Annotated in this window: 23 protein-coding genes and 1 pseudogene; 14 read left to right on the top strand and 10 right to left on the bottom strand. The window is 71.1% G+C overall.

The genetic code is table 11. The features are described 5' to 3' along the window. Positions 1–123 precede the first annotated feature (123 nt). The gene (locus O7626_RS12450; RefSeq protein WP_278061324.1) at positions 124–1,548 is read left to right on the top strand and encodes a condensation domain-containing protein; all 1,425 of its coding nucleotides are present in this window, start codon (positions 124–126) and stop codon (positions 1,546–1,548) included. A 71-nt stretch (positions 1,549–1,619) separates the two neighbouring features. On the opposite strand, the gene O7626_RS12445 is transcribed toward O7626_RS12450, so the two are convergent. Continuing rightward, on the bottom strand, positions 1,620–2,333 hold the full coding sequence (locus O7626_RS12445) for a DJ-1/PfpI family protein (RefSeq protein WP_278061323.1): 714 nt from the start codon (positions 2,331–2,333) through the stop codon (positions 1,620–1,622). 13 nt (positions 2,334–2,346) lie between these two features. After that, the gene (locus O7626_RS12440) at positions 2,347–3,297 is read right to left on the bottom strand and encodes a GlxA family transcriptional regulator (protein ID WP_278061322.1); all 951 of its coding nucleotides are present in this window, start codon (positions 3,295–3,297) and stop codon (positions 2,347–2,349) included. A 161-nt stretch (positions 3,298–3,458) separates the two neighbouring features. On the opposite strand from O7626_RS12440, the gene O7626_RS12435 reads away from it, so the two are divergent. Beyond that, positions 3,459–5,699 (top strand): DUF6461 domain-containing protein, encoded by a 2,241-nt coding sequence (locus tag O7626_RS12435; protein WP_278061321.1) that lies wholly within the window; start codon positions 3,459–3,461, stop codon positions 5,697–5,699. A 175-nt stretch (positions 5,700–5,874) separates the two neighbouring features. Further along, entirely contained in the window at positions 5,875–6,720 is an 846-nt protein-coding gene (locus O7626_RS12430) for a S1 family peptidase (RefSeq protein WP_278061320.1), read from the top strand. A 54-nt stretch (positions 6,721–6,774) separates the two neighbouring features. Here the strand turns inward: O7626_RS12430 and O7626_RS12425 are convergent, their stop codons facing one another. Further along, positions 6,775–7,029, bottom strand: coding sequence for a hypothetical protein (locus O7626_RS12425; protein ID WP_278061319.1), 255 nt, complete (start codon positions 7,027–7,029; stop codon positions 6,775–6,777). Between the two features lie 584 nt (positions 7,030–7,613). Between O7626_RS12425 and O7626_RS12420 the strand changes: the two genes are divergently transcribed. After that, a complete protein-coding gene (locus tag O7626_RS12420) occupies positions 7,614–8,423 on the top strand; it encodes a DUF5753 domain-containing protein (protein WP_278061318.1) in 810 nt (269 codons plus the stop codon). Then, a complete protein-coding gene (locus O7626_RS12415) occupies positions 8,416–8,619 on the top strand; it encodes a DUF397 domain-containing protein (protein WP_278061317.1) in 204 nt (67 codons plus the stop codon). The genes O7626_RS12420 and O7626_RS12415 overlap by 8 nt, the downstream gene beginning before the upstream one ends. A 65-nt stretch (positions 8,620–8,684) precedes the next feature. Here the strand turns inward: O7626_RS12415 and O7626_RS12410 are convergent, their stop codons facing one another. Beyond that, on the bottom strand, positions 8,685–9,260 hold the full coding sequence (locus tag O7626_RS12410; protein ID WP_278061316.1) for a TetR/AcrR family transcriptional regulator: 576 nt from the start codon (positions 9,258–9,260) through the stop codon (positions 8,685–8,687). 78 nt (positions 9,261–9,338) lie between these two features. Here O7626_RS12410 and O7626_RS12405 point away from each other — a divergent pair, with 78 nt between their 5' ends. Then, complete coding sequence (locus tag O7626_RS12405; RefSeq protein WP_278061315.1) at positions 9,339–9,569, top strand: nuclear transport factor 2 family protein; 231 nt, start codon at positions 9,339–9,341, stop codon at positions 9,567–9,569. Here the strand turns inward: O7626_RS12405 and O7626_RS12400 are convergent. Continuing rightward, the gene (locus O7626_RS12400; protein WP_278060713.1) at positions 9,551–10,663 is read right to left on the bottom strand and encodes an ISAs1 family transposase; all 1,113 of its coding nucleotides are present in this window, start codon (positions 10,661–10,663) and stop codon (positions 9,551–9,553) included. The two genes, O7626_RS12405 and O7626_RS12400, sit on opposite strands and share 19 nt — an antisense overlap. Positions 10,664–10,917: 254 nt before the next feature. On the opposite strand from O7626_RS12400, the gene O7626_RS12395 reads away from it, so the two are divergent. Then, a complete protein-coding gene (locus O7626_RS12395) occupies positions 10,918–11,484 on the top strand; it encodes a nuclear transport factor 2 family protein (RefSeq protein WP_278061314.1) in 567 nt (188 codons plus the stop codon). A gap of 33 nt (positions 11,485–11,517) precedes the next feature. Continuing rightward, positions 11,518–11,802, top strand: a complete 285-nt coding sequence (locus O7626_RS12390) for an antibiotic biosynthesis monooxygenase family protein (RefSeq protein WP_278061313.1) — start codon at positions 11,518–11,520, stop codon at positions 11,800–11,802. 16 nt (positions 11,803–11,818) lie between these two features. Here O7626_RS12390 and O7626_RS12385 read toward each other — a convergent pair whose 3' ends face one another. Then, positions 11,819–13,594 (bottom strand): glycoside hydrolase family 15 protein, encoded by a 1,776-nt coding sequence (locus tag O7626_RS12385; protein ID WP_278061312.1) that lies wholly within the window; start codon positions 13,592–13,594, stop codon positions 11,819–11,821. Between the two features lie 418 nt (positions 13,595–14,012). On the opposite strand from O7626_RS12385, the gene O7626_RS12380 reads away from it, so the two are divergent. Next, positions 14,013–14,372, top strand: coding sequence for an STAS domain-containing protein (locus O7626_RS12380; RefSeq protein WP_278061311.1), 360 nt, complete (start codon positions 14,013–14,015; stop codon positions 14,370–14,372). Positions 14,373–14,391: 19 nt separating this feature from the next. Here O7626_RS12380 and O7626_RS12375 read toward each other — a convergent pair whose 3' ends face one another. Together O7626_RS12375 and O7626_RS12370 are read right to left on the bottom strand one after the other, a co-directional pair. Then, positions 14,392–14,664 (bottom strand): DUF4235 domain-containing protein, encoded by a 273-nt coding sequence (locus O7626_RS12375; protein WP_278061310.1) that lies wholly within the window; start codon positions 14,662–14,664, stop codon positions 14,392–14,394. 137 nt (positions 14,665–14,801) lie between these two features. After that, complete coding sequence (locus tag O7626_RS12370) at positions 14,802–17,063, bottom strand: catalase (protein ID WP_278061309.1); 2,262 nt, start codon at positions 17,061–17,063, stop codon at positions 14,802–14,804. A 303-nt stretch (positions 17,064–17,366) separates the two neighbouring features. On the opposite strand from O7626_RS12370, the pseudogene O7626_RS12365 reads away from it, so the two are divergent. Then, a pseudogene (locus O7626_RS12365) lies at positions 17,367–17,519 on the top strand (hypothetical protein); the annotation flags it as partial. An 11-nt stretch (positions 17,520–17,530) separates the two neighbouring features. Here the strand turns inward: O7626_RS12365 and O7626_RS12360 are convergent. Beyond that, a complete protein-coding gene (locus tag O7626_RS12360; protein WP_278061308.1) occupies positions 17,531–18,490 on the bottom strand; it encodes a TIGR03557 family F420-dependent LLM class oxidoreductase in 960 nt (319 codons plus the stop codon). A 404-nt stretch (positions 18,491–18,894) separates the two neighbouring features. On the opposite strand from O7626_RS12360, the gene O7626_RS12355 reads away from it, so the two are divergent. Further along, positions 18,895–20,079, top strand: coding sequence for a zinc-dependent alcohol dehydrogenase (locus O7626_RS12355; RefSeq protein WP_278061307.1), 1,185 nt, complete (start codon positions 18,895–18,897; stop codon positions 20,077–20,079). A gap of 161 nt (positions 20,080–20,240) precedes the next feature. On the opposite strand, the gene O7626_RS12350 is transcribed toward O7626_RS12355, so the two are convergent. Continuing rightward, the gene (locus O7626_RS12350; protein ID WP_278061306.1) at positions 20,241–20,504 is read right to left on the bottom strand and encodes a hypothetical protein; all 264 of its coding nucleotides are present in this window, start codon (positions 20,502–20,504) and stop codon (positions 20,241–20,243) included. Positions 20,505–20,604: 100 nt separating this feature from the next. Here O7626_RS12350 and O7626_RS12345 point away from each other — a divergent pair, with 100 nt between their 5' ends. The 3 genes from O7626_RS12345 to O7626_RS12335 all read left to right on the top strand — a co-directional run bounded on the left by O7626_RS12345 (position 20,605) and on the right by O7626_RS12335 (position 23,041). After that, positions 20,605–21,234, top strand: a complete 630-nt coding sequence (locus tag O7626_RS12345) for a TetR/AcrR family transcriptional regulator (protein ID WP_278061305.1) — start codon at positions 20,605–20,607, stop codon at positions 21,232–21,234. Positions 21,235–21,567: 333 nt separating this feature from the next. Continuing rightward, entirely contained in the window at positions 21,568–22,368 is an 801-nt protein-coding gene (locus O7626_RS12340; protein ID WP_278061304.1) for an SDR family NAD(P)-dependent oxidoreductase, read from the top strand. Positions 22,369–22,432: 64 nt separating this feature from the next. Then, entirely contained in the window at positions 22,433–23,041 is a 609-nt protein-coding gene (locus O7626_RS12335) for an NAD(P)H-dependent oxidoreductase (RefSeq protein WP_278061303.1), read from the top strand. Positions 23,042–23,289 lie beyond the last annotated feature (248 nt).

Genomic DNA, 23,289 nt, shown 5'->3' with positions numbered 1-23,289 from the left:
AGGGAGTGGCACTGCCCCGATGAGTCTCTCAGTTCTTCTCGCGTCGCCGGTGCGCACCGCACCGGGCCCGGTGGTCGTGGCCCGGCCGTCGATCAGCCGCGCCGGTCTGTCGGAGGTGACGGGATGACAAGTTCTGTCGACGTACGGGACGGCTATCCTCTCTCGCCGGTCCAGCGCGCCGTCCTCACGCCCGGTTCCGCCGAGGCGGATCCGGCGACCGACCTCGAACAGGTCCGACTCGTCATCCGTGGCCGGCTGCGGGTCGCCGAGTTCCAGCAGGCCTGGCACCGGGTGATCGCCCGGCACGAGATACTGCGCACCGGGTTCGTCCGGCACGATGGCCGCGAGTCCGTGCAGGTGGAACCGGTGGCGGTGGACCCGGTGCAGGCGGGGCCGGTGCAGGTGGTCTGGCCGGAGGCACCGCCGCCCGGGTGGCACCTCGACGACCTGCGGACCATCCGGGCCTGCCAGCGTCGGCGCGGCCTCGCCGAACTGCTCGCCGCCGACCGGGTCCGCGGGTTCGCCCTGGACGTCCCGCCGCTGTGCCGGTTCGCCCTGCTCCGCGTCTCCGAAACCGAGCACCTGCTGGTCTGGACTGCGCACCACCTGGTCGTCGACGGGTGGAGCCTGCCGATCCTGCTCGGTGAGGCGCTGTCCGAATACCGCGCGGCGGTCGAGGGCCGGGACGCGGAGCTGCCCACCCCGCCGCCGTTCCGGGACCATGTCGCGTGGTCGACCGCCCGGGACCTGGCCGAGGCGGAGCAGTTCTGGCGGACCGAGCTGGCCGACCTGCCGCCGCCCGGGCCGGTGCAGCGCGATCTCCCGGACTGGCGCGGAGAGCCGGCCGACGCCTTCGACGAGTACTCCCTCGAACTGACCAGTGAGGACACCTACCTGCTGCACGAGACGATCGGCCAGCAGCGACTCACGCTTCCGGCGGTGGTCCAGGGCTGCTGGGCCCGCCTGCTCGCCGCCCGCACCGACACCGGTGCCGGCACCGCCGCCGACGTCGTCATCGGTGCGACGGTCGCCGGCCGGGCCGGTGGACCGGCGGCGGAGACGCTTGTCGGCCCGCTGACCAACACCGTGCCGGTCCGGGTGCGGATCCGGCCCGACCAGCCGGTCGGGGTGTGGCTGCGCGGGTTGCAGGCACGGCAGGCCCTGGCCCGGCCGTTCGACCACGTGCCGCCGGCCCTGCTCCGGTCCTGGGCCGGGTTGCCCGCCGACGCGCCGCTCTTCGCCAGCGTGCTCGACTTCGAGACCTATCCGATGGACAACGACCTGTTCACCGGTACGGCCGACGCCTCGACGATCTCGGTACGCTTCGACGGCCGCTGGACGACGTCGCACCACCCGCTCCGCCTGGTCGTCGTGCCCGGCGAGCGGCTCGGCCTGCACGCCCGCTACGACCTGCGCCAACTCGGCCCGGAAACCGTCGAGAGTCTGCTCACCGAGTTGGCGCTCCTGCTCAGCCTGGTCGCCACGGATCCGGACCGCCCGGTGTCGGCGCTCCGCCCGCCGGACGACGAGCCACTGCCCACCGACTAGTTCCCGCCGGGCAGCACCTCTGCCGGCTGGTCCCTCAAGCTGGTTCCCCTGGCCCAGCTGGCAGGTCCCCCCTACAGCTGGCTCCCCGGCCCACCTGGCGGGTGCGGTGCGGATCCCGGCGCTGCGGCGAATTCCGGCGCTGCGGCGGCTTCCGGCCGGGCGGTCGTCCGGAAGCCGGCGGCGTAGCGGTCCCGTACCACCTGGGGCGCCTTCGCCGGCGAGCCGGTGTCGAACGGCGGCTGCGGGTCGTACTCGATGGCGAGCTGGATGGCCTCGGCGGTGGTCCGGTCGGTGAGCCGGGCGGCCAGGGTGAGCGCCATGTCGATCCCGGCGGAAACGCCGGCAGCGGTGATCAGCGTGCCGTCCTCGACCACCCGCTGTGCCGTGTAGGTCGCGCCGAACGACGCCAGCCGCTCTGCGGACCCCCAGTGCGTGGTGGCGGTACGCCCGCGCAGCAGCCCGGCGGCGCCGAGCAGCAGCGATCCGGTGCAGACCGAGGTCGTCCACCGGGCGGTGCCCTGCACCCGCCTGATCCAGTCCACCAGTTCCCCGCCGCCGAGCTGGTCCCGCACGGCACCGCCGGGCACCACGAGTACGTCGCAGGAGTCGATGTCGGCCAGGGCGGCGTCGGCGGTCAGCGCGAGGGTACCGGCGGTGTTCCGGACCGGTCCGGGACTCGTCGCCGCGAACACCACGTCGGCGTCGGGCAGCAGCTTGAGTACGTCGTACGGGCCGACCGCGTCCAGCGCGGTGAACCGTTCGAAGAGCGGGATGACGATGCGCATGGTGCTGGTCCTCTCAACCGAAGTGTCGGCGGTACTGGCCGGGGGTGACCCCGACCGTGCGTCGGAAGCGGCGGTGCATCGTCTCGACGGTGCCGAAGCCGCAGTGCCGGGCGACCGATCCGAGCGGGGTGTCGGTGGTCTCCAGCAGGCGGCGGGCGGCCTCGATCCGGGCCGACTCGACGTACGCCGCGGGCGTCTGTCCGGTCTGCGCGCTGAAGACCCGGGCGAAGTGTCGTTCGCTCATCCCGGCCCGGGCGGCGAGGACGGGCACGGTGAGGTCGTCGGCGAGGTGCTCGGTCACCCACTCCTGGAGCTGGCGCAGCCCGCCCCGGGCCGGTCGCTGGGCGGCGAGCTGGGTGCTGAACTGGGCCTGGCCGCCGGGTCGTTGCACGAACATGACCAGTCGGCGGGCGATCGTCCGGGACGTCTCGGCGCCCCGGTCCTGCTCGACCAGGGCGAGCGCGAGGTCGAGCCCGGCGGTGATCCCGGCCGAGGTCCACACGGCACCGTCCCGGACGAAGATCGGGTCCGGCTGCACGGTGACCGCCGGATAGCGGTGGGCCAGTTCGGCGCAGCTTCCCCAGTGGGTGACCGCACGCCGCCCGTCGAGCAGCCCCGCCTCGGCCAGCAGGAACGCTCCGCTGCACACCGCCGCGACCCGCCGGGACCGCCCGGCGGCGGCGCGGATCCAGTCGACCAGCCGCCGGTCGGCGCAGGCTTCCACCCGACCGGGACCACCGGTGACCACAAGCGTGTCGATCGGGCCGGTGTGCTCGTCGATGCCGAGGTCCGGGGTCACGGTCAGGCCGCCGCTGGCGGTGACCGGACCGGGCAGCGGCGCGACGGTCTCCGGCCGGTAGCCCGGCGCGAGCCGCTCGGCCTGCGCGAACACCTCGTGCGGGCCGGTCAGGTCGAGCACCTGGAACCTCGGGAAGATCACGAAGACGATCCGACGGTCATGCACCGACCCATCGTCCCGAGCCGCGGATCTGGCGGCAATGACAGGACACTGACGCTTTCGGCCATCCCCCCGGCTGTCACCAGAGTCGCCGGCTGCGTGGGCGGGCTGCGAGCAGATCGATGGTTAGAATGTGCCGTCGATACGGCGGGACAGCGGGGGGCGCTGTGGTCGAGGTTCCTGATGAGATCCTGGCTGGGCTGGTCGGTCCGGTGGCTGCGGCGCTGCCGCGGCTCGTCGACCGCATCCCACCGGCACCGGCGGCCGAACTCGGCCGGTTACGAGCGGTCGCCGACGAGGATCTCTGGCCGATCCGCGAACCGGCCGTCCGGCACTCCCGGGCGATGGCGATGGCCATGGCCCGCCCTGCCCGCCGGCCGGGATCGGGCCACTCCCCGGTACGCGACGCGCTCGGCTCGCTGCCGGCGTTGCTCACCGAGCGGCTGCTCGGCGCGCTCGAGTTGACGGTCGCGGAACTGGACCTGACCGGTGCACCGGACCTGACGGGATTCCTGCCCGAACCGTTCACCGGCAACGTCGGCATCGCCAGCCTGAACGGGCAGAGCGAGGCGGTCACCGGCGCGGTCCTGCTGGAGCAGATCCGGCCCGGTGCCGTGCCGCTGGTCGTCGCGCTGACCCGCCGGCTGGCCAGCCATCCACGGCTGGCCCCCATGCTGGCGGTCCGGCCCGACCTCACCGACGAGGCCGAGGTCGCGGCGGCGCACGGGGCGGCACAACTCTCGCTGGCCGTGGCCACCGCGGTCGTCGTGTCACACCGGACCGGCATTCCGCCGTGGGCCACGAACCCGCCGGCCGTGCTCGGAGTCGCGATCGGCACCGCCGCCCTGCTGCTCCGGGAAATCCCGATGCCGGCCAACTACGCCGGGGCGGTGCTGGCCAGGGCCAGGGCGGAGTACCTGATGCCCCGCCGGTCCACTGGCTCGGTGCAGATGTCGGGGCACCGGTTCGGGCTGCTGGAGGGCGACCACGTCCCGGAGGTCGACTTCGACGGCAACGGGCTGGTGACGGTCGTACCAGGTGGTGCGGTGATCCGCACCGGTGCCGAGAGCGGTCAGGTCCGGCTGCTGCTGACCGTCCTGGACGGGCCGCCGCCCGAGGTCGGGCCCGGCTGGGAGGAAGTCGTCGAGGTGAGCTGGCGGGCTGCCGCCGGCGGCGCCTCGGTGGTCGGGTCCGGTCCGGCCGAGCCGCAACTGCGGCGGGCCACCCCGCCCTGGCCGGGCGACTACCGGCTGCGGGTACACGCCCGGGGCAGGGACGACACGGACGAGCCGCACAACGAGTACTACGAGCTGATGATCTGGCAGGGGCCGGAGGCGCCGGAGATCGTGCACGCCCGTACCGACCGGCTGGGGCACCGGCTGCGCGGCGAGCCGGAGCCGGTACGCCTCGAACGGCCGGAAACCGCCTATCGATGGGTACGCCGAAGCGTGCTGTCCGAGGCGGCGACGGTCACCGTGACGACCGGGGCGGCTGTCGGGGACGTACTCCGGGCGTTCGGCGCGGACCCTGCCCGGCCGGAGTCGATGCGGGCGATCGACGAGGACCTGATGCGCAGCCAGTCGATCGATCCGTGGGTCGCGGTGCTGGACGTCGGCGACGCCGTGATCGCGGTCGAGTACAACGGCTGGCAGGGTTCGACCGCCCCGGTCCTGTCCCGCGCCTCGGCCGGCGGCCGGACCGCCAGCATGTACTGGAACGTCAACGGGGTGACCCGGCTGTCGTTCGCGGAGCACGGCGAGGTGCTGCTGTCGGTGGAACCGTTCGACAACCTCGAAGCGCCGCCGGCACTCGGCACAGCGCTGGCCGACCTCGACTTCGGCGACCACCAGCGCGGCAAGCGGCTGATGGGGCTGGTCGCGGTGCAGCGGTTCACCGGTCACGGCATCACCGCCGAGGCGCTGGCCCGGATCGAGGCCGCCGACATCGCCTTCCGGATCGTGCCGGACCTGCCCACCCTGTATCCCCGCCGCCCGCAGCCCGACACCACGCTCGGGGCGACCATCGTGGCACTGGCCGGGCAGCCCGACGCCCTGCTCGGGGTGACCGCCGGGGCGTTGACCGGGCTACCCGAGGCGGAGTTGCGGGACCTGGCCTGGTGGGTCGCGGCGGAGGCGGCCCGGTACGCGGGGCTGGACGACGACCCGGACGTCGCCGCCAGCATCGCCGCCCGTGCCCTGACCGACGAGGCGCAGTTGCGCGCCCGCCGCTCCCAGCTGCACGACGGGGAACACCGCTGGCTCTGGCTCACCCTGCACCGGGCGACGAACCCGGACCCGGTAGCCGCGGTGACGGACACCATGGAGGCGGCACGGTACGCGGCCGGGCCGCACGCGGCGAACCTGGTGGCCGACGCCCGCGCCCGGATCACCGGCGCGGACCGGCGGTGACGGCGGGCACGGCGGTCCACTGTGCTCTGTCGCTCCGGCACGGCGGGAGGATTCGTTGCCGCTCCTCCGCACCCGACCCGCCGACTGTGCGGATGACGTCGAGCCGCTCTTGAATCCGGGCGGGTGGGGGCGGATCCTGGCAGTACATCGACTGCCGACAATCGGGGGTTGCGGGATGCGCCTCGTACCGATCCTCGTCCTCGCCCTCGCCGTGGTGCTGCCGGCCACCCCGGCCGCCGCGCATCCGGAGCGGAGCGCCGCACCCGGCCCGGCCACCGTGGCCGAGGTGCGCACCGCCGGAACCGCCTGGGGCACCGATCCGGCGACCGGCCGGACAACGTTGACCGTCGACGACTCCGTGCCCGAGACCCAGGCACGGCTGCTCCGGGCCGTGGCCGAGCGCTCCGGCGCGGTGTTCCGGCGCGAACCGGGCCGGCTGCGCCTGCTCATCGCGGGCGGGCAGGCGGTCTACGGCCCCGCCACCGCCCGGTGCTCCCTCGGCGCCAACGTACGGGCCGGCGGCACCGCCTACTTCGTCACCGCCGGGCACTGCACCCGGGCCGCCACGACCTGGTACGCCGACAGCGGCCGGACGGTCCCGCTCGGCACCACCACCGGCAGCAGCTTCCCCGGCAACGACTACGGCATCGTGCGCTACACCGGCACGGTCAGCCGGCCCAGCGCCGTCTACACCTATCCGAACCTGCTCCCGATCACCGGTGCCGGCAGCCCGTACGTCGGTCGGGCCGTCTGCCGCAGCGGAGCCACCACCGGGGTACGCTGCGGCACGGTCACCGGCCTCAACCAGACCGTGAACTACGCCGAGGGCAGCGTTTCCGGGCTCATCCGCACCAACATCTGCGCCGAGCCGGGCGACAGCGGCGGGCCGCTCTACGCCGCGTCGACCGGGACGATCCTCGGCATCCTCTCCGGTGGCAGCGGCAACTGCACCAGCGGTGGGACGACGTACTACCAGCCGATCAGGGAGATCCTCGCGGCGTACGGCGTCACCATCCCATAGCAGCGGTAGACCTGGCGGCTGTCCGGTGTAGACGGTCTCGGTTGGAACGATCGGTCAGGATGTCGTCAGGCCGAGCGCGGTCAGCCCGCTGCTCAGGTCTGCGGCGGTGACCAGATGACGGAAGCTGCCCTGCTCTCGCAGGCCGATTCGGCAGTCGTCGGCGCCGAAGTGGACGGTGATCCAGTGGCCGGCGTGGTGTGCACCGAGCCTGAGCAGCATCGGTTCCGGGTCGGCGATCGCGTCCGACATCGGCGCGTGTGGTGCGGCGATCGGCTGCGCCGGGTCCTCCGGCACCGCCTCGACCAGCACACTTGCCAGATAGTCGAGGGCATAGTCGATCGCGGCGGCCAGGGCTCGTGGGCTCGCCCTCCGGCGCCGTCGGGGCGGCGACGGTTATCTCGACGTACCAGCAGACGCCGTGCACGCGCAGCGGGTCGTCGGCGTCGTGCCGGTTGTCGCGTACCGAGACGTCGACCGCCAGGCCGAGGCCGTGGGCGAGCCGGATCAGCTGCGCCAACGACGGCACCTCGGGTGCTGCGGTCAGCACGATCAGCCGGCCGGCGGGTCTGCCCCGACCGGCCTCGGCGAGCTGCTGGGTCAGCGGCTCGACGCCGGTCACGTGCAGGGTGACGTACCCCTCGCGAAGGTCCTGGCCGACCGACCAGCCGCCGTCGGCCTCGGTGAGATCCTCCGGTCGTACCCCGAAGGTCCTGGCGTGGGTGGCCAGCCGGAAGCGCTCCGGGAGCTGGACCACCGGTTTGCCGCCGGGTTGGGTCGCGACCAGCGGCGCGGGCGCGGCGTCGCCGGCCCGCCAGTTCAGGTGTACGACCTGGTGGTCCAGGTCGGTGAGGGTGACGGCCAGACCCTGGAAGATCCGGTGGCCGTCCAGGCAGGTGTGGCAGGTCAGCATCCCGGCGCGCAGGCCGGTGCCGGCGCAACTGCAGAAGGTCTGGCGGATCGAGAGTGGACTCGGCGTCGTCCGCTCACTCGACGTCAAGGCGATGTGCACGCTCTACGACGTCAAGCCGGAACTGGTCGGCGCCCTGGTCGGGCTGGCCACCCAGACCAGGGCCAAGGGCTGGTGGCACGCGTACGGCGACGCCATCCCCGAGTGGTTCGAACTGTACGTCGGCCTCGAAGCGGTCGCGTCACACCAGCGGCGATACGACGAGGCGCTGATACCTGGGCTGCTGCAGACCAGAGGCTACGCGCTGGCGGTCTACCAACATCGGTTGACGAGGAGCGACGAGGAGCGAGACCGACTGGTCGAGATCCGGCTACAACGCCAATCTCTTCTGACGAGACGCCTACCACCCGCCCCGAAGCTTGAGGTGATCATCCATGAGGGAGCGTTGCTTCGAACAGTGGGCAGCCGCGAGACGATGGCCGCGCAGCTCAACCACCTGCTGGTGGTAGGCGCACTACCCAATGTCTCGATCCGGGTGTTGCCGCTGGCCGCTGGCCTTCACTACGGCGCCGTCGCCGGCACGTTCGTCATGCTTTCGTTCCCGTCCGGCAACCGAAACACCCCGGAGCCACCAATCGTGTACTGCGAATCGCTGACCGGAGCGCTCTACCTCGACCGGCCGAGCGAACTGGCCGCCTACGAAACCGTCTGGGCCGGGCTGACCGCGCTCGCCCTTGATGAGGGACAATCGAGGCACATGATCGGAAAAATTGCTGCGGAGGTCCACCATGGCTGACCTGACCGGCGCCCAGTGGCGTAAGAGCACTCGAAGCGGCGACAACGGTGGCGACTGCGTCGAGATCGCCGACAACCTGACCGACGTCGTCGCCGTACGCGACAGCAAAGACCAGGCCGGACCGGTCCTCGCCTTCCCGGCGTACGCCTGGTCCGCCTTCGTCGTCGGAGTCAAGACCGCCAGCGTCGTCCGCTGACCGACCCACTCCAATCAATGCCCTCGGCCGTCGGCCGGGGGCAACTGCTGTTCTGTGGTTGATGCTCAGCGTTTGTCGTCGCCGCTCAGCATCTGGTCCGCGAGTTGACGTGCCGCCAGGGCAGGGCGGCTGTGTGGGCGCATGGCTCCGATGGCGAGCGCGCCGTTGATGAGCACCACGAGCTGGTCTGCGGCGAGTGCCGGTCGCGGGTGGCCGAGTTCGTTCAGTTCGCGTTCCAGGATCTCGCGGATGCGTTCGTTGTAGCGGCGGGTGACGGCATGCCCTGGATGGTCGGGGTCGGCGAGGGCGAGGTCTGCGGCGAGATATCGGCAGCCGCGGAATCCGGGCTCTTGGATGACCTCGTCGAGCCAGTCGAAGATGGCGAGCAGACGTTCGCGCGGATTGGATCCCGCTGCCCGCATCGCCTGCTCGTAGGCGGCCTCGTCCTCCGCCGCGGTCACGCGCAGGACTTCGGCGATCAGCCCGTCCTTGCCGCCGAAGTGCTCGTAGAGGGAGCGCCGCGCGACGTTCGCGGCCTTCAGCAGGGCGTCGACGCCCACTGCGGTGCCCTGCTGGTAGGTCAGCTCCTTGGCTGCGGCCAGCAGACGTTCCCGAGGTCCGGCGGTTGTCTTCGTGTTCACGTGCACCAGACTACTTGACAGATAGACCAGTCGGTCTACGATCATAGTAGATCGACTGGTCTATCTAAGGAGCCGAACATGTCTCGTCCCACCGCCGACGTAGTCACCCGCTTCAACCAGGCGTTCGCCGACCATGACCCTGGGCTGCTCGCCGACCTGGTCGGCGAGGACTGCGTGATGGAAGCGATCCAGCCCGCGCCTGACGGCGCCCGCACCGAGGGGCGCGACGACTGTCTCGGGTTCTGGGAGGCGCTCATCGCCGACCACTCGAGCCTGTTCGTGCCCCAGGGTCATTGCGTTCTGGGGTAGCTGCTGGTCATTGCAGTGATGAGGTCGTGCGGGCGACGGTCGGCGCGTCTGGTGGCGCGGGCGATGTTGGTATCGCCGTTGGTGCGGTGGTAACTGGCCGCGGTGTTACGTAGCGTCGCCATGATTGCGGGGCCGGTGCCGGTTCTGGCTTGGTGGAGGTCTTCACGGAACGTGACGTCGCGGACATGATGGACCTGATTCTCGATCAGCCACTCGTTTCGGGCCCAGGACTGCAGGTCCGCGGGTTGGGCGTGCTCGGCGGGGAGGGAGATGGTGTAGTAGGCGGTTTCCCTGGTGGTCTTGCCCTTGAGGGTGCGGGTGCGGGTGATCCGGACGGCCTGCTCGGCGTGAGGGAACAGCAGACCGCCGGGGGTGGCTACGGTGAGCGCCTTGACCGTGCGGGTCTCCCGCCGGCCGTGACCGGTTTCGCGGCGTCGGTCACCCACCGGGACCTGGGCCCAGGGCAAGGCCTTGAGCTGGGCAAACACGGTCGGCTGGTTACCTTTGACCGGGATGAGCAGGTCGGCGCCGCGAGCGGCGACCTCGGTCGCGTGGCTGGTCTGTGTATGGAGGGCGTCGGCCACGAAGATGAGGCCGTCCAGGCTACCCAGAACCTGTTCGACCGCGTCCAGCAGTGGGGTGAACGCGGGGATTTCGTTGCTTTTCGCGGCCACGGTGACCTGAGCGAGCACGATGCCGGTGCTGGTGTCCAGCGCGGACAGCAGGTGGACCCGGCTGCCATCGGCGCGGCGGGCGCCGCGCATGGTCTTGCCGTCGATGGCGATGACGATCCGGTACCGCCGAGGTCGGGGCGTGACCGGAGGCGGGACGCGGGTACGCAGCCAGTCGGCGAGCACGGTGGCCAGCAGGTCAGCGTCCAACCTGGTCAGCAGCCGCCAGATCGTGGTCGCGGCCGGGACGGCGCGGATGAACCCGAGCCGGGCCCTGGCGAGGTCATCGAGGTCGTGCAGCCAGTCCGCGATGGCCGCGAACGATGATGCGCCGGCGGTCACGGCGCACACCGCGACGGTCAGTAGCCCGACGAGCGGGTAACGCGCCCCACGCGGGGACCGGGGGTCCGCGATGGTGGCCAACGAGTGCTGGAGCCCAGCTTCTTCACCCTCGGTGACAAGGCGCGGTGGCGAGTCGGTGGGGGTGCGAACTGCGGACAGTACCTGAATCGGGCATGCTGACATCGCGGGTGAGGTCCTCAAGGTGTCCGGGAGCGTCGAGAACTCCATGATCACCTACAGGCCTCACCCGCCTTCCTCAACCCCGCAAGGGTCCGCCCACCCCGGGAATCCCCAGTTCAACGGCCACTCGACCAAACACGCAATAGCCCTGGTTCGTGCCCGAGGACGTGGTGATCGCAGGCGAGCGGGCGACGATCCGCTGGCGGTATCACTTCGGCGACGCACTTGCGGAGTCCGTCCGCGGCGTGACGCTCATCCGCGTCAGCGACAGGAGGATCGTCGAAGCCCTCGCCTACAGCAAGACCGGAGACATTCCCCTCGCCGCCGAGGCAGAGCACGACGAGCCGCCCGGCGCCGGTACGGGGACGAGGGTCAGGACTACCCAGGAAGCTCTCGACCGCTACAACGATGCCTTCCGACTGCACGACCCGAAGCTGCTGGAAGATCTGATCGCGGACGATTGCTTCATCGAGGACTCGGGCCCCGCGCCCGAGGGTACGCGGCGCGTGGGCGGTCCCGCCTGCCTGGCACGGTGGTCCGAACTCGCCGCAGACCGGGCGCTGACCTTCACGCCGGAGCCCGCCGAGATCCTGGGTGACCTCGCGGTCCAACCATGGCGCCTCGAGTGGGGCGTCGGCGAGAAGGACCGCGTCCGTGGCCTCAACCTGATCCGCATTCGCGACGGCCTGATCGTCGAAGCGCGCGGCTATGTCAAGGCATGACTTACCCGACGCCCAACAGCCAGAGGAAAGATGATGATCATCATTGCCGGCCACGAACTCGTGGCAGCCGAGGAACGAGACGCCTTCGTCGAGGCGTTCCGCGGCATGGTCACGCGCGCTCGCGACTTCGACGGTTGCCTGCACATCGCCATCACGGCCGACTCGGTCGACCCCGAACGGGTCAACGTCACCGAAGTGTGGAGAGACGTCGCGGCCCTGAAGAAGTGGCGGAGACAAGCCAAGGGGCCGACGGTCGCCAAGCCGACGTATGCGGACATCAAGCGATACGACGCGAGCGACGGCGGATCGCTGTTCTGAAGTCGAACCGGATGGTTCAGAGGAAGGACGGCTTGGTGAGCCGCCAGGCGGCGCCGATCAGGGCGACGTGCGAGAGCGCCAGCGGGATGTTGCCGAGCTGCGCGCCCGTCCGAGGGTCGATCTGTTCGGCGAACAGGCCGAGGTCGTTGGCGCGGGCCGCGGTTCGTTCGAAGAGGGCGGCGGCCCGGTCCAGGTCACCCGCCATCGCCAGGCACTCGACCAGCCAGAACGTGCAGGCCACGAAGCCGGCCGGCTCGTCCGGCCAGCGTCGCACCAGGCCGTCGGTGGTCAGCCTGGTGGCGATCGCCTCGATGGTGGCCCGCATCCGGGGATCGGTGGCCCGCACGATGCCGGTGAAGGGCAGCACCAGGACCGCCGCGTCCAACTGGTCCGAGCCGATCACCCCGGTGTACGCGCCGACCTGCTCGTTCCAGCCGTCCCGGAGTACGGTGGCCCGGATCTCGTCGCGGACGGCGGCCCACCGTTCGGGGTCGGCGCGCGGGCCGAGGATCGGCGCGAGCTGCACCGCGCTGTCCAGGGCGCCCCAGCTCAGAGCCTTGGACGCGAGGTGCTGCCGCTCCGGACCGCGTTCCTCCCACATGCCGGCGTCCGGTTCCCGCCAGTGGGTGGCCTGTTCCGCCAGGCCGACCAGCATCGCCTGGAGTTCCTGGGAGATCTCGCCCAACTGGTCCCGCACCAGGTATGCGCAGAGCAGCACCTGACCGGGCACGTCCTGCTGCCGCTGCCGCCAGGCGTCGTTGCCGATCCGGACCGGCCGGCTGCCGGCGTACCCGCGCAGGTGGTCGAGGGAGTACTCGGAGAGGTTCCGCTCGCCGGCCACGCCGTACATGATCGGCACTGGCTCGTCTCCGGTACGCCCGGCCGAGCGGGCGGCCCAGTCGAAGAGCCGGCCGGTCTCGGCGGGACATGCGGTGACCCAGAGTGCCCGCATGGTGTGGAAGAAGTCCCGCAACCAGGCGTAGCGGTAGTCGTAGTTGTCGGTGCCGCCGAGGCGCTCCGGAAGCGAGGTGGTGACGGCGGCGACCACCGCCCCGCTGGGCCGGTAGGTGAGGCCCTGCATCACCAGCGCGTGGTGCCGGACGAGTTCGGCGTAGCGGCCCTCGTACGTGTGCAGCTGCCGCACCGACCGCCATGCCTCGACCGTGTCCGCGAGCGCCGATACGGCATCGAGGTGCCGTCGCGGCTGTCCGTAGGCCGGTGCGGAGGCGAGGTCGAAGGCGAACACCTGGCCGGCGGAGACGTCGAACTCGCCGTACGCCCGGCCCCGGGCGCAGTCCAGCGACACCGGACTGCGCAGGGTCAGGCTCAGCGGTCCGGCACTGGTCCGCACCTGCCCGCCGGCGCAGTGCAGGTACGGCACGATCAGCCCCAGGTCCGGTCGGGGGACGTACTCGCAGCTCATCCGTACCGTGCCGGTCAGCCCCTCGACGATCCGGGCCAGCGCCATCGGGCTGTTCTGCCCCAGCTCGTGTCCCCGGATGCCGGGCTCGGCCAGCAGTCCGTCGGTGACGGCGACGCTGCCGGCGCCGGTGTGGTGCACGGTGCGCAGCACCAGCGAACCGTCGACGTACGCCCGCTCGGTGCGCCGGTCCGACCCGGCGACCGGTCGCAGGCTCCAGTGTCCGGCGTCCGGATCCAGTAGCCGCCCGAACACCGACGGTGCGTCGAACCGGCCGGGGCACCACCAGTCGATCGAGCCGTCCCGGTCGACAAGCGCCGCCGAGGCACAGTCGGAGAGCAGACCGTAGTCGGCGATCGGGACGTCGGACATTCCGCGCGCTTACCCGGTTCCACCGGGACTAGTGCCCTGTCTTGCATGCCGATCGGATGACCCGGTGCTGCCAGGTATTTTTCCGAGCTGGCGATCTCCCGGCGTCGGGTCGGGTGCGGGGTGGGGATATTCGCCGGGGAGACTGTCGAGCTGCCCCGCTTGTGCGCCCACCCTGCCGAGCTGCCCGAACCCCCGGCTCCGCCCACCAGTCGGCCCGAACCGCATCACCCCGTCGGCAACCCGGCTTCCGTGCCCCGTCTGTGCACCCAGCTCGACAGTCTCCGCGCCGACTATCCCCCGCTCCGCCGGCGGGCCGCTCATCTGGTCAGCCGGGCCGTCGGTCTCGGCGCCGGCACGCTGCCGGGATGGACGGGCCGCGGTACGCCACACCGGCACCGGCAGGTGTCATTATGATGCGATGACAGCCGGAAGGTGGGAGAAATCGCCCGACCTCGACTCCACCGGCGCCGTCCTGTCCCTGACCGTGGTCCGCGACGGCGCCGAGGTCCGGGTGGCAGCCGACGGCGAGGTGGACATGAGTACCGCCGACAGCCTGCGCGAGTGCGTGGACGAGGTGCTGGCGGAGAGACCGGCCAGACTCACCGTCGACCTGGCCGGCGTCACCTTCCTGGACTCCAGCGGCATCGCCACCCTCGTGCACGCCTACAACCGGGCGACCGGGCAGAACGCCGGACTGGACGTGGTGAACTGCCGGCGCAACGTCCGCCGGGTTCTCGAGCTGACCGGCCTGCTCTTCGTGACGGGCGACGCCGACTGAACCCTCCGGCCGGCAACCGTCAGTCCGGCCAGCGGCCGGTCATCCGGCGGACGCCGACCGCGCCGCTGCGGTCGACGGCCGCCTTCACCACACCGAAGATCAGACCTTGCAGGGCCGCGGCCGCGAGGATCTCGCCCCAGCCGCGGTCCTCGTCGGTCGCGTACGGAGCTTCACGGTCGCCGGCCACCTGCTTCCAGACCTGTTTGAAGGCGAAGCTCGCGATCGCACCCGCGCTGACCCCGAGCAGCACCCCGACCGGCTTGTACGCGATCTTCGAAACCGTACGGCCCATCTCCGACCCTCCAATGAGTACTTGCGCTCTTCGTCCCGCACCAGCGTCGGACTCGTCCCGCACCAGTGTCGGATCTGCTACCCGAGGCTCGGTCGCGGAAAACACCCGCCGGATCCGGACAGGCGGGACGGTCGAGGTCAGCCGACCGAGGCAGGGAACCGTTCCCAGCACCGGTGCGCGGCCAGCAGCTGCCGTACGTCGGTGAAGACCTCCGTCGCGGCCTCGCCCGTGACGACGCCGGGTGTGTCGGTCACCCCGACCCGGCGCAGTACGGCCGCACCGGGACCCCAGCCGCCGATCGCCTTCGCGTGCCGCCAGCACTCCTCGACGAGCAGCAGCACCCGTGGGTCCACTGCCGGCGAGTCGGCCGCAGCCGCCTTGGCGTCCCGGGCCGGGAGCGCGTCCGGCGCGGGTGCCGGCGCCCCGGCCAGCAGCAGCGCGTCGAACTCGACCGACCGGGCGGTGGCGAAGGTCCGCTGCACCGGCAGGCCGGCGACCGTGCCGCCGTGCGGCGCGACCAGCAGCGGCACCATGCCGGCGGCGAACACCGCCTGCCGGACCTCGTCGACGCCGCCGAGATCGGCACCGGCGTCGACGACGATCCCGACCGTCCGGCCGTCGGTCGGCCAGCTGCGGCCGAGCTGTGACAGCGCGGCGCTGGGCGTGACGTCGGCGAGCGGCACCGTCGGCTCCGGCGCGGGCAGGCCGAGACCGGCGGCGACCTGGGCACAGAGCACCGGGTCGATGTTGGCCAGGCAGCGCAGTTGGCGTTCCCTGATCGCCTGGTGGTAGCACTTGCCCAGCTCGAAGGTGTAGGCGCGGACGATGTGCTCCCGCTCCACGTCGGTCATGCTCAGCCAGAAGAGCCGGGCCTGGCTGAAGTGGTCGTCGAAGGAGACCGGGTTGGCGCGTACCTTGGGCGCCTCCGCCACCCGCACCGGCACGTCGACGAACGCGTTCTCGTCGTCCCCGGCCGGGAACGGGTTGCCCCCGTCGAGCGAGTTCGGCCGGTACGGCGCCACCCCGGCATGCACCGCGTGCTGGTGGAAGCCGTCCCGGAGCATGTCGTTGACCGGTGCGTGCGGACGGTTGACCGGGATCTGCGAGTAGTTCGGCCCGCCGAGCCGGGTCAGCTGGGTGTCGACGTAGGAGAAGAGCCGGCCCTGCAACAGCGGGTCGTTGGTGACGTCGATGCCGGGCGGCAGGTGGCCGACGTGGAAGGCGACCTGCTCGGTCTCGGCGAAGAAGTTGGTAGGGGTCCGGTTCAGGGTCAGCCGTCCCACCGGCTGCACCGGGGCGAGTTCCTCCGGCACGATCTTCGTCGGGTCGAGCAGGTCCACGCCGGCGAAGGTCTCCTCCGGGGTGTCCGGCAGCACCTGGATGCCGAGTTCCCACTCGGGGAAGGCGCCGGCCTCGATCGCGTCGTAGAGGTCCCGGCGGTGGAAGTCCGGGTCGACGCCGCCGAGCAACTGCGCCTCCTCCCAGGTCAGCGAGTGCACACCCAGGGTGGGCTTCCAGTGGAACTTCACCAGCGCCGTCTCCCCGGCCGCGTTCACCAGCCGGAAGGTGTGTACGCCGAAGCCTTCCATCATCCGGTACGAGCGCGGGATGCCCCGGTCGGACATGTTCCAGATGGTGTGGTGCTGCGCCTCGGTGTGCAGGGAGACGAAGTCCCAGAAGGTGTCGTGCGCGCTCTGGGCCTGCGGGATCTCGCGGTCGGGGTGCGGCTTCCCGGCGTGGATGACGTCGGGGAACTTGATGGCGTCCTGGATGAAGAAGACCGGGATGTTGTTGGCGACGAGGTCGAAGGTGCCTTCGTCGGTGTAGAACTTGGTGGCGAAGCCACGGGTGTCCCGGACCGTGTCGGCCGAGCCGCGCGAGCCGAGCACCGTGGAGAAGCGGACGAACACGTCGGTCTTGCGGCCCTTGCCGAGGAAGCCGGCCCTGGTGACCGCCTCGGCGGTGCCGTAGCCGACGAACACCCCGTGCGCCCCGGCTCCCCGGGCGTGCACCACCCGCTCGGGGATCCGTTCGTGGTCGAAGTGGGTGATCTTCTCCCGCAGGTGGTGGTCCTGGAGCAGGACCGGTCCCCTGGGCCCGGCCTTGAGCGAGTGGTCGGTGTCCCGCAGCCGTGCACCCTGCGCGGTCGTCAGGTAGGCGCCCCGCTGTCCGCAGGCGACCGCCGGAACGCCGGTCGGCGTCCCGGTCGGGGTACGGGTCTCCGGAGCGCCCTGCTCCTTCTTCGGCGGCAGCGGTTCCCGTGGGTCGGTGGGTTCGGTCAGCGGAGGCGGAACGCTGCCCGGCGCACCCGGCAGCTCCGTCGCCGGCCCGTCGGTCAGCGCCTCCGTGGCCGCCTCGACGACCTCCTTGACCGCCTTGGCGGGCTTGCTGGCATCCATTTGGGCAGGTCCTCCATCTGGTGACTGGATTGTGCCCTCAGCTCCCTACCCTGCTCTGATCAGGCAAAACGCGCCGATGTCAGGATTTTGCGGGATGGCTGTGTGATTCGTCCCGCCGACGCCGGCCGAGTAGCGCGCGGCTGTTCTGGGTAGCGGAAGACCCGTGGACGCAGTTGGGCAGGCAGACCGGGACCGTACCCCGCAGGCGGGTCGGTCCGTGACGGGTACCCAGGCATGAGCGTCGACACCGGGCCGGCCAGCGCTCGCCGCGGGCCGGCGATCCCGGCCCACGCCCTCCTCGACGAGGTCGGACTGGAACTGCTGGTCGAGACGGCTCGGCTGTGGAGCCGGGTGGGCCACTTCGACGAGGCGGGCGACTTCCACCTGCACGGGGTCACCGGGCCGGACGAGTACACCGCGCTCGGCAACGAACCGCTCCGAACTGGACGCCTGGCCGGCAGCTCCGGCTACCGGTCGGCGCCCAGGGCCGGCAGCACCTGCTTGGCGTACAGCTCGAAGAGACCCTGGTAGTGCGGCCCGGTGTTGGCCACGTAGACCTCGTCGAAGCCCGCCTGCGCGTACTTGTCGATCATCTCCAGGTGGGCATTCGGGTCGTCGCCGCAGACGAACGCCTGCTTCACCTGCTCCTCGGTGACCAGGTGGGAGGCCTGCTCGAAGTGCCGGGGCGAGGGCAGCACCTGGGACAGCTCGCCGGGTACGCCGGCATTGGGCCACCGCTGGTAGGCGATCCTGGCGCCCTCCTCGACGCTGCCGGCGTACGCCGCCTTGAAGCCGGCCTGGCACGGCTTGTCCCCGCCGCCGTTGGCCCGGAACCGGTCGACCAGCTCCTTGTCCGGCATCATGCTGATGTAGCCGTCGCCGATCCGGGCGGCGAGGTCGATCGCCTTCGGGCCGAAGCCGGAGACGTAGATCGGCGGCGGGGTCTCCGGTCGGGTGTAGATCCGGGCGTTCTCGACCCGGTAGTGCCTGCCCTGGTGTTCCACGAACTCGCCCCGCCACAGCTCGCGGATCACCTCGACGGCCTCCTCCAGCATCTCCAACCTGGTGCCGGCATTCGGCCAGGCGTCGCCGAAGATGTGCTCGTTCAGTGCCTCGCCGGTGCCGACGCCGAGCACGAACCGGCCGGAGTGCAGCACCGCGGTCGTCGCGGCGGCCTGGGCGATCACCGCCGGATGGATCCGGACGGTGGGGCAGGTCACGGCCGTGGTGACCGGCAGCGAGCAGACCTGGCTGAGCGCGCCGAGCATCGACCAGACGAATCCGCTCTGCCCCTGCGCGTCCACCCAGGGGTGGTAGTGGTCGGAGATCCACAGGGCCTGGAAGCCCGCCGCCTCCGCCCCGCGAGCCTGCTCCAGCAGTTCAGCCGGGGTGTACTCCTCGCTGGACAGGAAGTAGCCGATGCGCATGCCGTCCTCCTCGAATCGGGCGTGCTCACCGCCCTACCCGGATCGATGCCAGATCAGTCGTCCGCCCGCCGCCTCCAACCACGCCGGGCTCGACACCACCGGGCCCGACGGCGCCGGTGCCGTCGAGCCCGGTGGGGAGACGGCGGTCGACTCCCCGGATGTGCCGACCGCCTGGTGTGCTGTCTGGCGTCGGCCACCGCGACCACCCCGACGAGGCCGCTGATCACCTTTGCCCACGAATAGCTCCTGCTCGACCTCTCCTACCCAGATGCGCGGCCGTTGATGCCGCCGCCGTTGCCCAGGTTGCGGGTTGGGGCGGCCCGTACCCGGGTAGCAGTTCGTCATGCGGCGGCGTTTCGTCATGCAGCGGCGTTCGTCATGCATGGGCCTTGGGAGGCGGACAGATGAAGGCACTGACCTGGCAGGGCAAGCGCGACGTACGGGTGACGGAGGTCCCGGACCCCCGTGTCGAGGAGCCGACCGACGCGGTGATCCGGGTGACCTCGACCGCCATCTGTGGTTCCGACCTGCACCTTTACGAGGTGCTGGGTGCCTATCTCAAACCGGGCGACGTCCTGGGCCACGAGACGATGGGCATCGTCGAGGAGGTCGGCCCGGCGGTGGACCGGCTCCGGCCGGGTGACCGGGTGGTGGTGCCGTTCAACATCTCCTGCGGTTCGTGCTGGATGTGCCAGCGCCAGCTCTACGCCCAGTGCGAGACGACCCAGGTCCGCTCCGAGGGCAAGGGTGCGGCCCTGTTCGGCTACACCTCCCTCTACGGCTCGGTGCCGGGCGGCCAGGCCGAGTACCTGCGCGTCCCGCACGCACAGTTCGGCCCGGTCAAGGTGCCGTCGACGGGTTCGGACGAGCGCTACCTCTACCTCTCCGACATCCTGCCGACGGCCTGGCAGGCGGTGCGGTACGCGGACGTGCCCGAGGGCGGCACGCTCGCCGTCTTCGGCCTCGGGCCGGTCGGGCAGTTCTGTGCCCGGGTCGGCCGTCAGCTCGGCGCCGCCCGGGTCATCGGACTCGACCTGGTCCCCGAGCGGCTGGCGATGGCGCGGCGGCACGGCGTGGAGACCGTCGACGTCAGCGACCTGGACGACGTGCCGGGTGCCCTGCTCGACCTGGTCGACGGCCGTGGCCCCGACTCGGTCGTCGACGCGGTCGGGATGGAGGCGCACGGGTCGCCGTGGGGCAAGCTCGCCCAGACCGTGGTGGGACTGCTGCCGGATCCGGTGGCCCGGTCGATGACCGACCGGTTCGGTGTGGACCGGCTCAGCGTCCTGCACGCCGCCGTCAAGTCGGTACGCCGGGGCGGCACCGTCTCGCTCTCCGGGGTCTACGGCGGGGAACTCGACCCGATGCCGTTGATGGAGATGTTCGACCGTGGGGTGCAGCTGCGGATGGGGCAGGCGCACGTGCGCCGCTGGACCGACGAGATCATGCCATTGCTGGGCCGGGACGACGATCCGCTCGGGGTGGAGGACCTGCGCACCCACCGGCTGCCGCTGGAGCGGGCCGCCGAGGGCTACGAGATGTTCCAGCAGAAGACGGACGGCTGCATCAAGGTGGTACTCGCCCCGTAGCGACGGCCCTTCCCGCCCGCTCGGCCGCAGGATCAGGCGGCCGAGGGGCGTGGCCAGCACCCCTCGGCCGCCTGATCCGTCGTCAACTGGCGCGGAGCAACCGCACCGACAGCGGCGCGAAGACCACCGTCAGCCCCGTGCAGGCGACCAGGACCCAGCCGTCATCGGGTCCAGTCGTCCTCCTCGACCAGTTCGCCCTGTTCCGCGCTGACATCACCGGCGACGGCGAACGCCGCGGCGGCCTCCGGCAGGCTCGGCGCGCCGGCGAGGGCCGCTTGCAGGGTCTCGGGCGAGTCCCACCGCCACATGTCCACCCAGGTCCGCTCGTCGACGCGGATCAGTCGGGTCTCGGTCGGGCCGGCGAACGCCGCCCTGATCGCTGCGAGCAGGTTGCCGCGCCGCTCCAGCACGGTACCGGCGTCCACAGGGTCGGCCGTGAATCGCTGTCGTCCAGATGACAGCCATCTTCGTACCTCTTCTCTAGAGAAACTTTTTAGAGTCGAACTCTAGTGTTACAGTGCAAGCATGCAACTGGTCAAGAGCACCGGCAAGAAGGGCGAGAAGTCGCGGCAGACTCGGCGACGGATCCTGCGGGCCGCGTACGAGTTGTTCGTCGACCAGGGCTACGGGGTGACGACGTTGCAGGGCGTCGCCGAGCGGGCCGGCGTCGCGGTGCAGACCATCTACTTCGCCTTCGGCAACAAGCCTTCGCTGCTCAAGGAACTGGTTGACGTCACCATCGCCGGCGACGACGAGCCGATCCCCACGATGCAGCGAGCCTGGTTCCTCGACGCTCTCGCGACCGACACCGCCGAGGCGCACCTGCTGGCACACGTACGAGGCACCTGCGAGGTCCTCGAGCGGGTCGCGCCGATCATGGAGGTGCTACGCGCCGCCAGCGCGCAGGACCCTAGCCTGGCCAGCATGTGGCCACAGGTCGGCGATCCGCGTCTCGAAGTCCAGACCGTCGCGGCGCGCAGCCTGGTGGCAAAGCCCGGCGCCAAGGCCGACCTGTCCGTCGAGCACGCTGCCGACCTGCTGTTCGGCCTGCTGAGTCCGGAGCTGTATCTGCTATTCGTCCGCGACCGGGGCTGGCATCAAGATCGCTGGGAAGAATGGGTCCACGGCATGCTCCACACACAGCTCTGTGCATAGGCCATATGTCGAGATCGGTGCCAGGCTCGGCCTGGTGTGAGGATCCTCGCGTGTCGGTGGCCGTGATGTGGCGAGGTCTGCGGTAGACGGTCGTCGGTTTAGCAGCGGGTCGGCAGGGCATGACGGGAGCTGTCGGCAGGGCATGACGGGAGCCGTCGGCAGGGCATGACGGGAGCTGTCGGCAGGGCGTGACGGGAGCTGTCGGCAGGGCGTGACGGGAGCAGGCTGTCCCGGCGTGGTCGGGCGGCGAACGCGGCGACGCAGATCTCGGTGTCGCGTCCTGCCGGACGGCGGTGCCGGCGACCGAAACCGACGACCGCAGGGAGCACCGACATGACCGACACCCCCGGCCGCCCGCTCGCGCTGGTCACCGGCGCGTCCACCGGCATCGGCTACGAGTTGGCCAAGGAGTTCGCCCGCAACGGCTTCGACCTGGTGCTGGTCGCCGAGAACGAGCAGATCCGCCAGGCGGCCCGGGACGTCGAGGCGCTGGGCGCCACCGTCGAGGCCGTCCAGGCCGACCTGGCGACACCCACCGGCGTCCAGCAGGCGTACGACCGGGTCGCCGCGACCGGCCGTCCGCTCGACGCACTGGTGGTCAACGCCGGCATCGGTGTCAACGGCAGGTTCGCCGAGTCCGACCTCGCCGACGAACTGCGGCTGGTCGACCTCAACGTACGGTCGGCGGTGCACCTGGCCAAGCTGGGGATACCGCCGATGGTGGCCCGGGGTGCCGGACGGGTCATGTTCACCTCGTCCATCGCCGCCACCCAGCCGGGGCCGTTCGAGGCCGGGTACGCCGCCTCCAAGGCGTTCCTGCTGTCGTTCTCGGAGGCGCTGCACAACGAACTCAAGGACTCCGGGGTGACCGTGACCGCGCTGATGCCCGGCGCCACCGAGACCGAGTTCTTCGACCGGGCCGACATGCGGGACACCCGGCTTGGCGCCGCCCCGAAGGACGACCCGGCCAAGGTGGCCCGGCACGGGTTCGAGGCCATGATGGCGGGCCGGGACCACGTGGTCGCCGGGTCGGTGCACAACCGACTGCTGGCCGGTGCGGCCAAGCTGGTGCCCGAACGCGTCAAGGCGGAGCTGCACAGCAGGCTGGCAAGGCCCGGCTCCGCCAAGGAGTGAGTAACGGGACGAGACAGGGTAGGAACACCCGGGTCAATCGAAACCGACCTGAAGGAGCAGACCCGTGGGAACCGTCCGTGCCCTGGTGCTGTGCTGCACCCTCAAGCCCTCACCCGCTCCGTCCAGTGCGGAACTGCTCGGCCGGGAGGTCCTCGCGGCACTCGCCGACCACGACGTGGACGGTGAACTGGTCCGGGTGGTGGACCACAAGGTGAAGTTCGGTATCTCCTCGGACGAGGGTGACGGTGACGAGTGGCCGGACATCCGTGCCAAGCTGATGGCGGCGCAGATCCTGGTGGTCGCCACCCCGATCTGGTTGGGGCAGCCGTCGAGCGTCTGCAAGATGGTGCTGGAGCGCCTCGACGCGGAGCTCTCCGAGACCGACGAGCAGGGCCGGCTGCGCACGTACGGCAATGTGGGTGCGGTGGCCGTGGTCGGCAACGAGGACGGTGCGCACCACGTCACCGCCGAGGTGCTCCAGGCGCTCGACGACGTCGGGTTCAGCATCGCCGCCGCCGCCTCGACCTACTGGGTCGGTGAGGCGATGGGCGGCACCGACTACCGGGATGCCGGGCCGAAGCCGGACACCACGGGCAGCGCCACCGCAACGCTTGCCCGCAACAGTGCACATCTGGCGCACCTGCTCGCGGCACACCCGTACCCGGCGAGTTGACCCGGCACGTCCGGACCCGGCCTTCCCGCGGGGAATTCACCACGAAAGCCGCTGGTCACCGCTGGTCACCGCAGGCCGGACAGTGCCGGTGAGACAGGTGACTACCGCTCACCCCGGCCGTGGCCCACCGCCCGGCGTACCGCGTCGCCCCGCTCCCGCCGCGCCGGGCGTCGTCCGGCATCCGGTCGGTCCGTCCGGCAGGGCACCACGGCCCGACAGCAATCGGTATATCAGCCGAGCAACCGGGT

It is taken from the genome of Micromonospora sp. WMMD1102 (assembly GCF_029626265.1).
In the GTDB taxonomy this organism is placed as follows: Bacteria; Actinomycetota; Actinomycetes; order Mycobacteriales; family Micromonosporaceae; genus Plantactinospora.
The sequence above is the reverse complement of the archived record's forward strand: the minus strand, read 5'-3'. Positions and strand labels throughout refer to the sequence as shown.

Bases quoted from the DNA above. Each gene is read 5' to 3' on its own strand.
- O7626_RS12450 (WP_278061324.1), top strand. From the start codon at position 124: ATGACAAGTTCTGTCGACGTACGGGACGGCTATCCTCTCTCGCCGGTC.
- O7626_RS12445 (WP_278061323.1), bottom strand. From the start codon at position 2,333: ATGCGCATCGTCATCCCGCTCTTCGAACGGTTCACCGCGCTGGACGCG.
- O7626_RS12430 (WP_278061320.1), top strand. From the start codon at position 5,875: ATGCGCCTCGTACCGATCCTCGTCCTCGCCCTCGCCGTGGTGCTGCCG.
- O7626_RS12415 (WP_278061317.1), top strand. From the start codon at position 8,416: ATGGCTGACCTGACCGGCGCCCAGTGGCGTAAGAGCACTCGAAGCGGC.
- O7626_RS12405 (WP_278061315.1), top strand. From the start codon at position 9,339: ATGTCTCGTCCCACCGCCGACGTAGTCACCCGCTTCAACCAGGCGTTC.
- O7626_RS12390 (WP_278061313.1), top strand. From the start codon at position 11,518: ATGATCATCATTGCCGGCCACGAACTCGTGGCAGCCGAGGAACGAGAC.
- O7626_RS12385 (WP_278061312.1), bottom strand. From the start codon at position 13,594: ATGTCCGACGTCCCGATCGCCGACTACGGTCTGCTCTCCGACTGTGCC.
- O7626_RS12380 (WP_278061311.1), top strand. From the start codon at position 14,013: ATGACAGCCGGAAGGTGGGAGAAATCGCCCGACCTCGACTCCACCGGC.
- O7626_RS12375 (WP_278061310.1), bottom strand. From the start codon at position 14,664: ATGGGCCGTACGGTTTCGAAGATCGCGTACAAGCCGGTCGGGGTGCTG.
- O7626_RS12370 (WP_278061309.1), bottom strand. From the start codon at position 17,063: ATGGATGCCAGCAAGCCCGCCAAGGCGGTCAAGGAGGTCGTCGAGGCG.
- O7626_RS12360 (WP_278061308.1), bottom strand. From the start codon at position 18,490: ATGCGCATCGGCTACTTCCTGTCCAGCGAGGAGTACACCCCGGCTGAA.
- O7626_RS12355 (WP_278061307.1), top strand. From the start codon at position 18,895: ATGAAGGCACTGACCTGGCAGGGCAAGCGCGACGTACGGGTGACGGAG.
- O7626_RS12345 (WP_278061305.1), top strand. From the start codon at position 20,605: ATGCAACTGGTCAAGAGCACCGGCAAGAAGGGCGAGAAGTCGCGGCAG.
- O7626_RS12340 (WP_278061304.1), top strand. From the start codon at position 21,568: ATGACCGACACCCCCGGCCGCCCGCTCGCGCTGGTCACCGGCGCGTCC.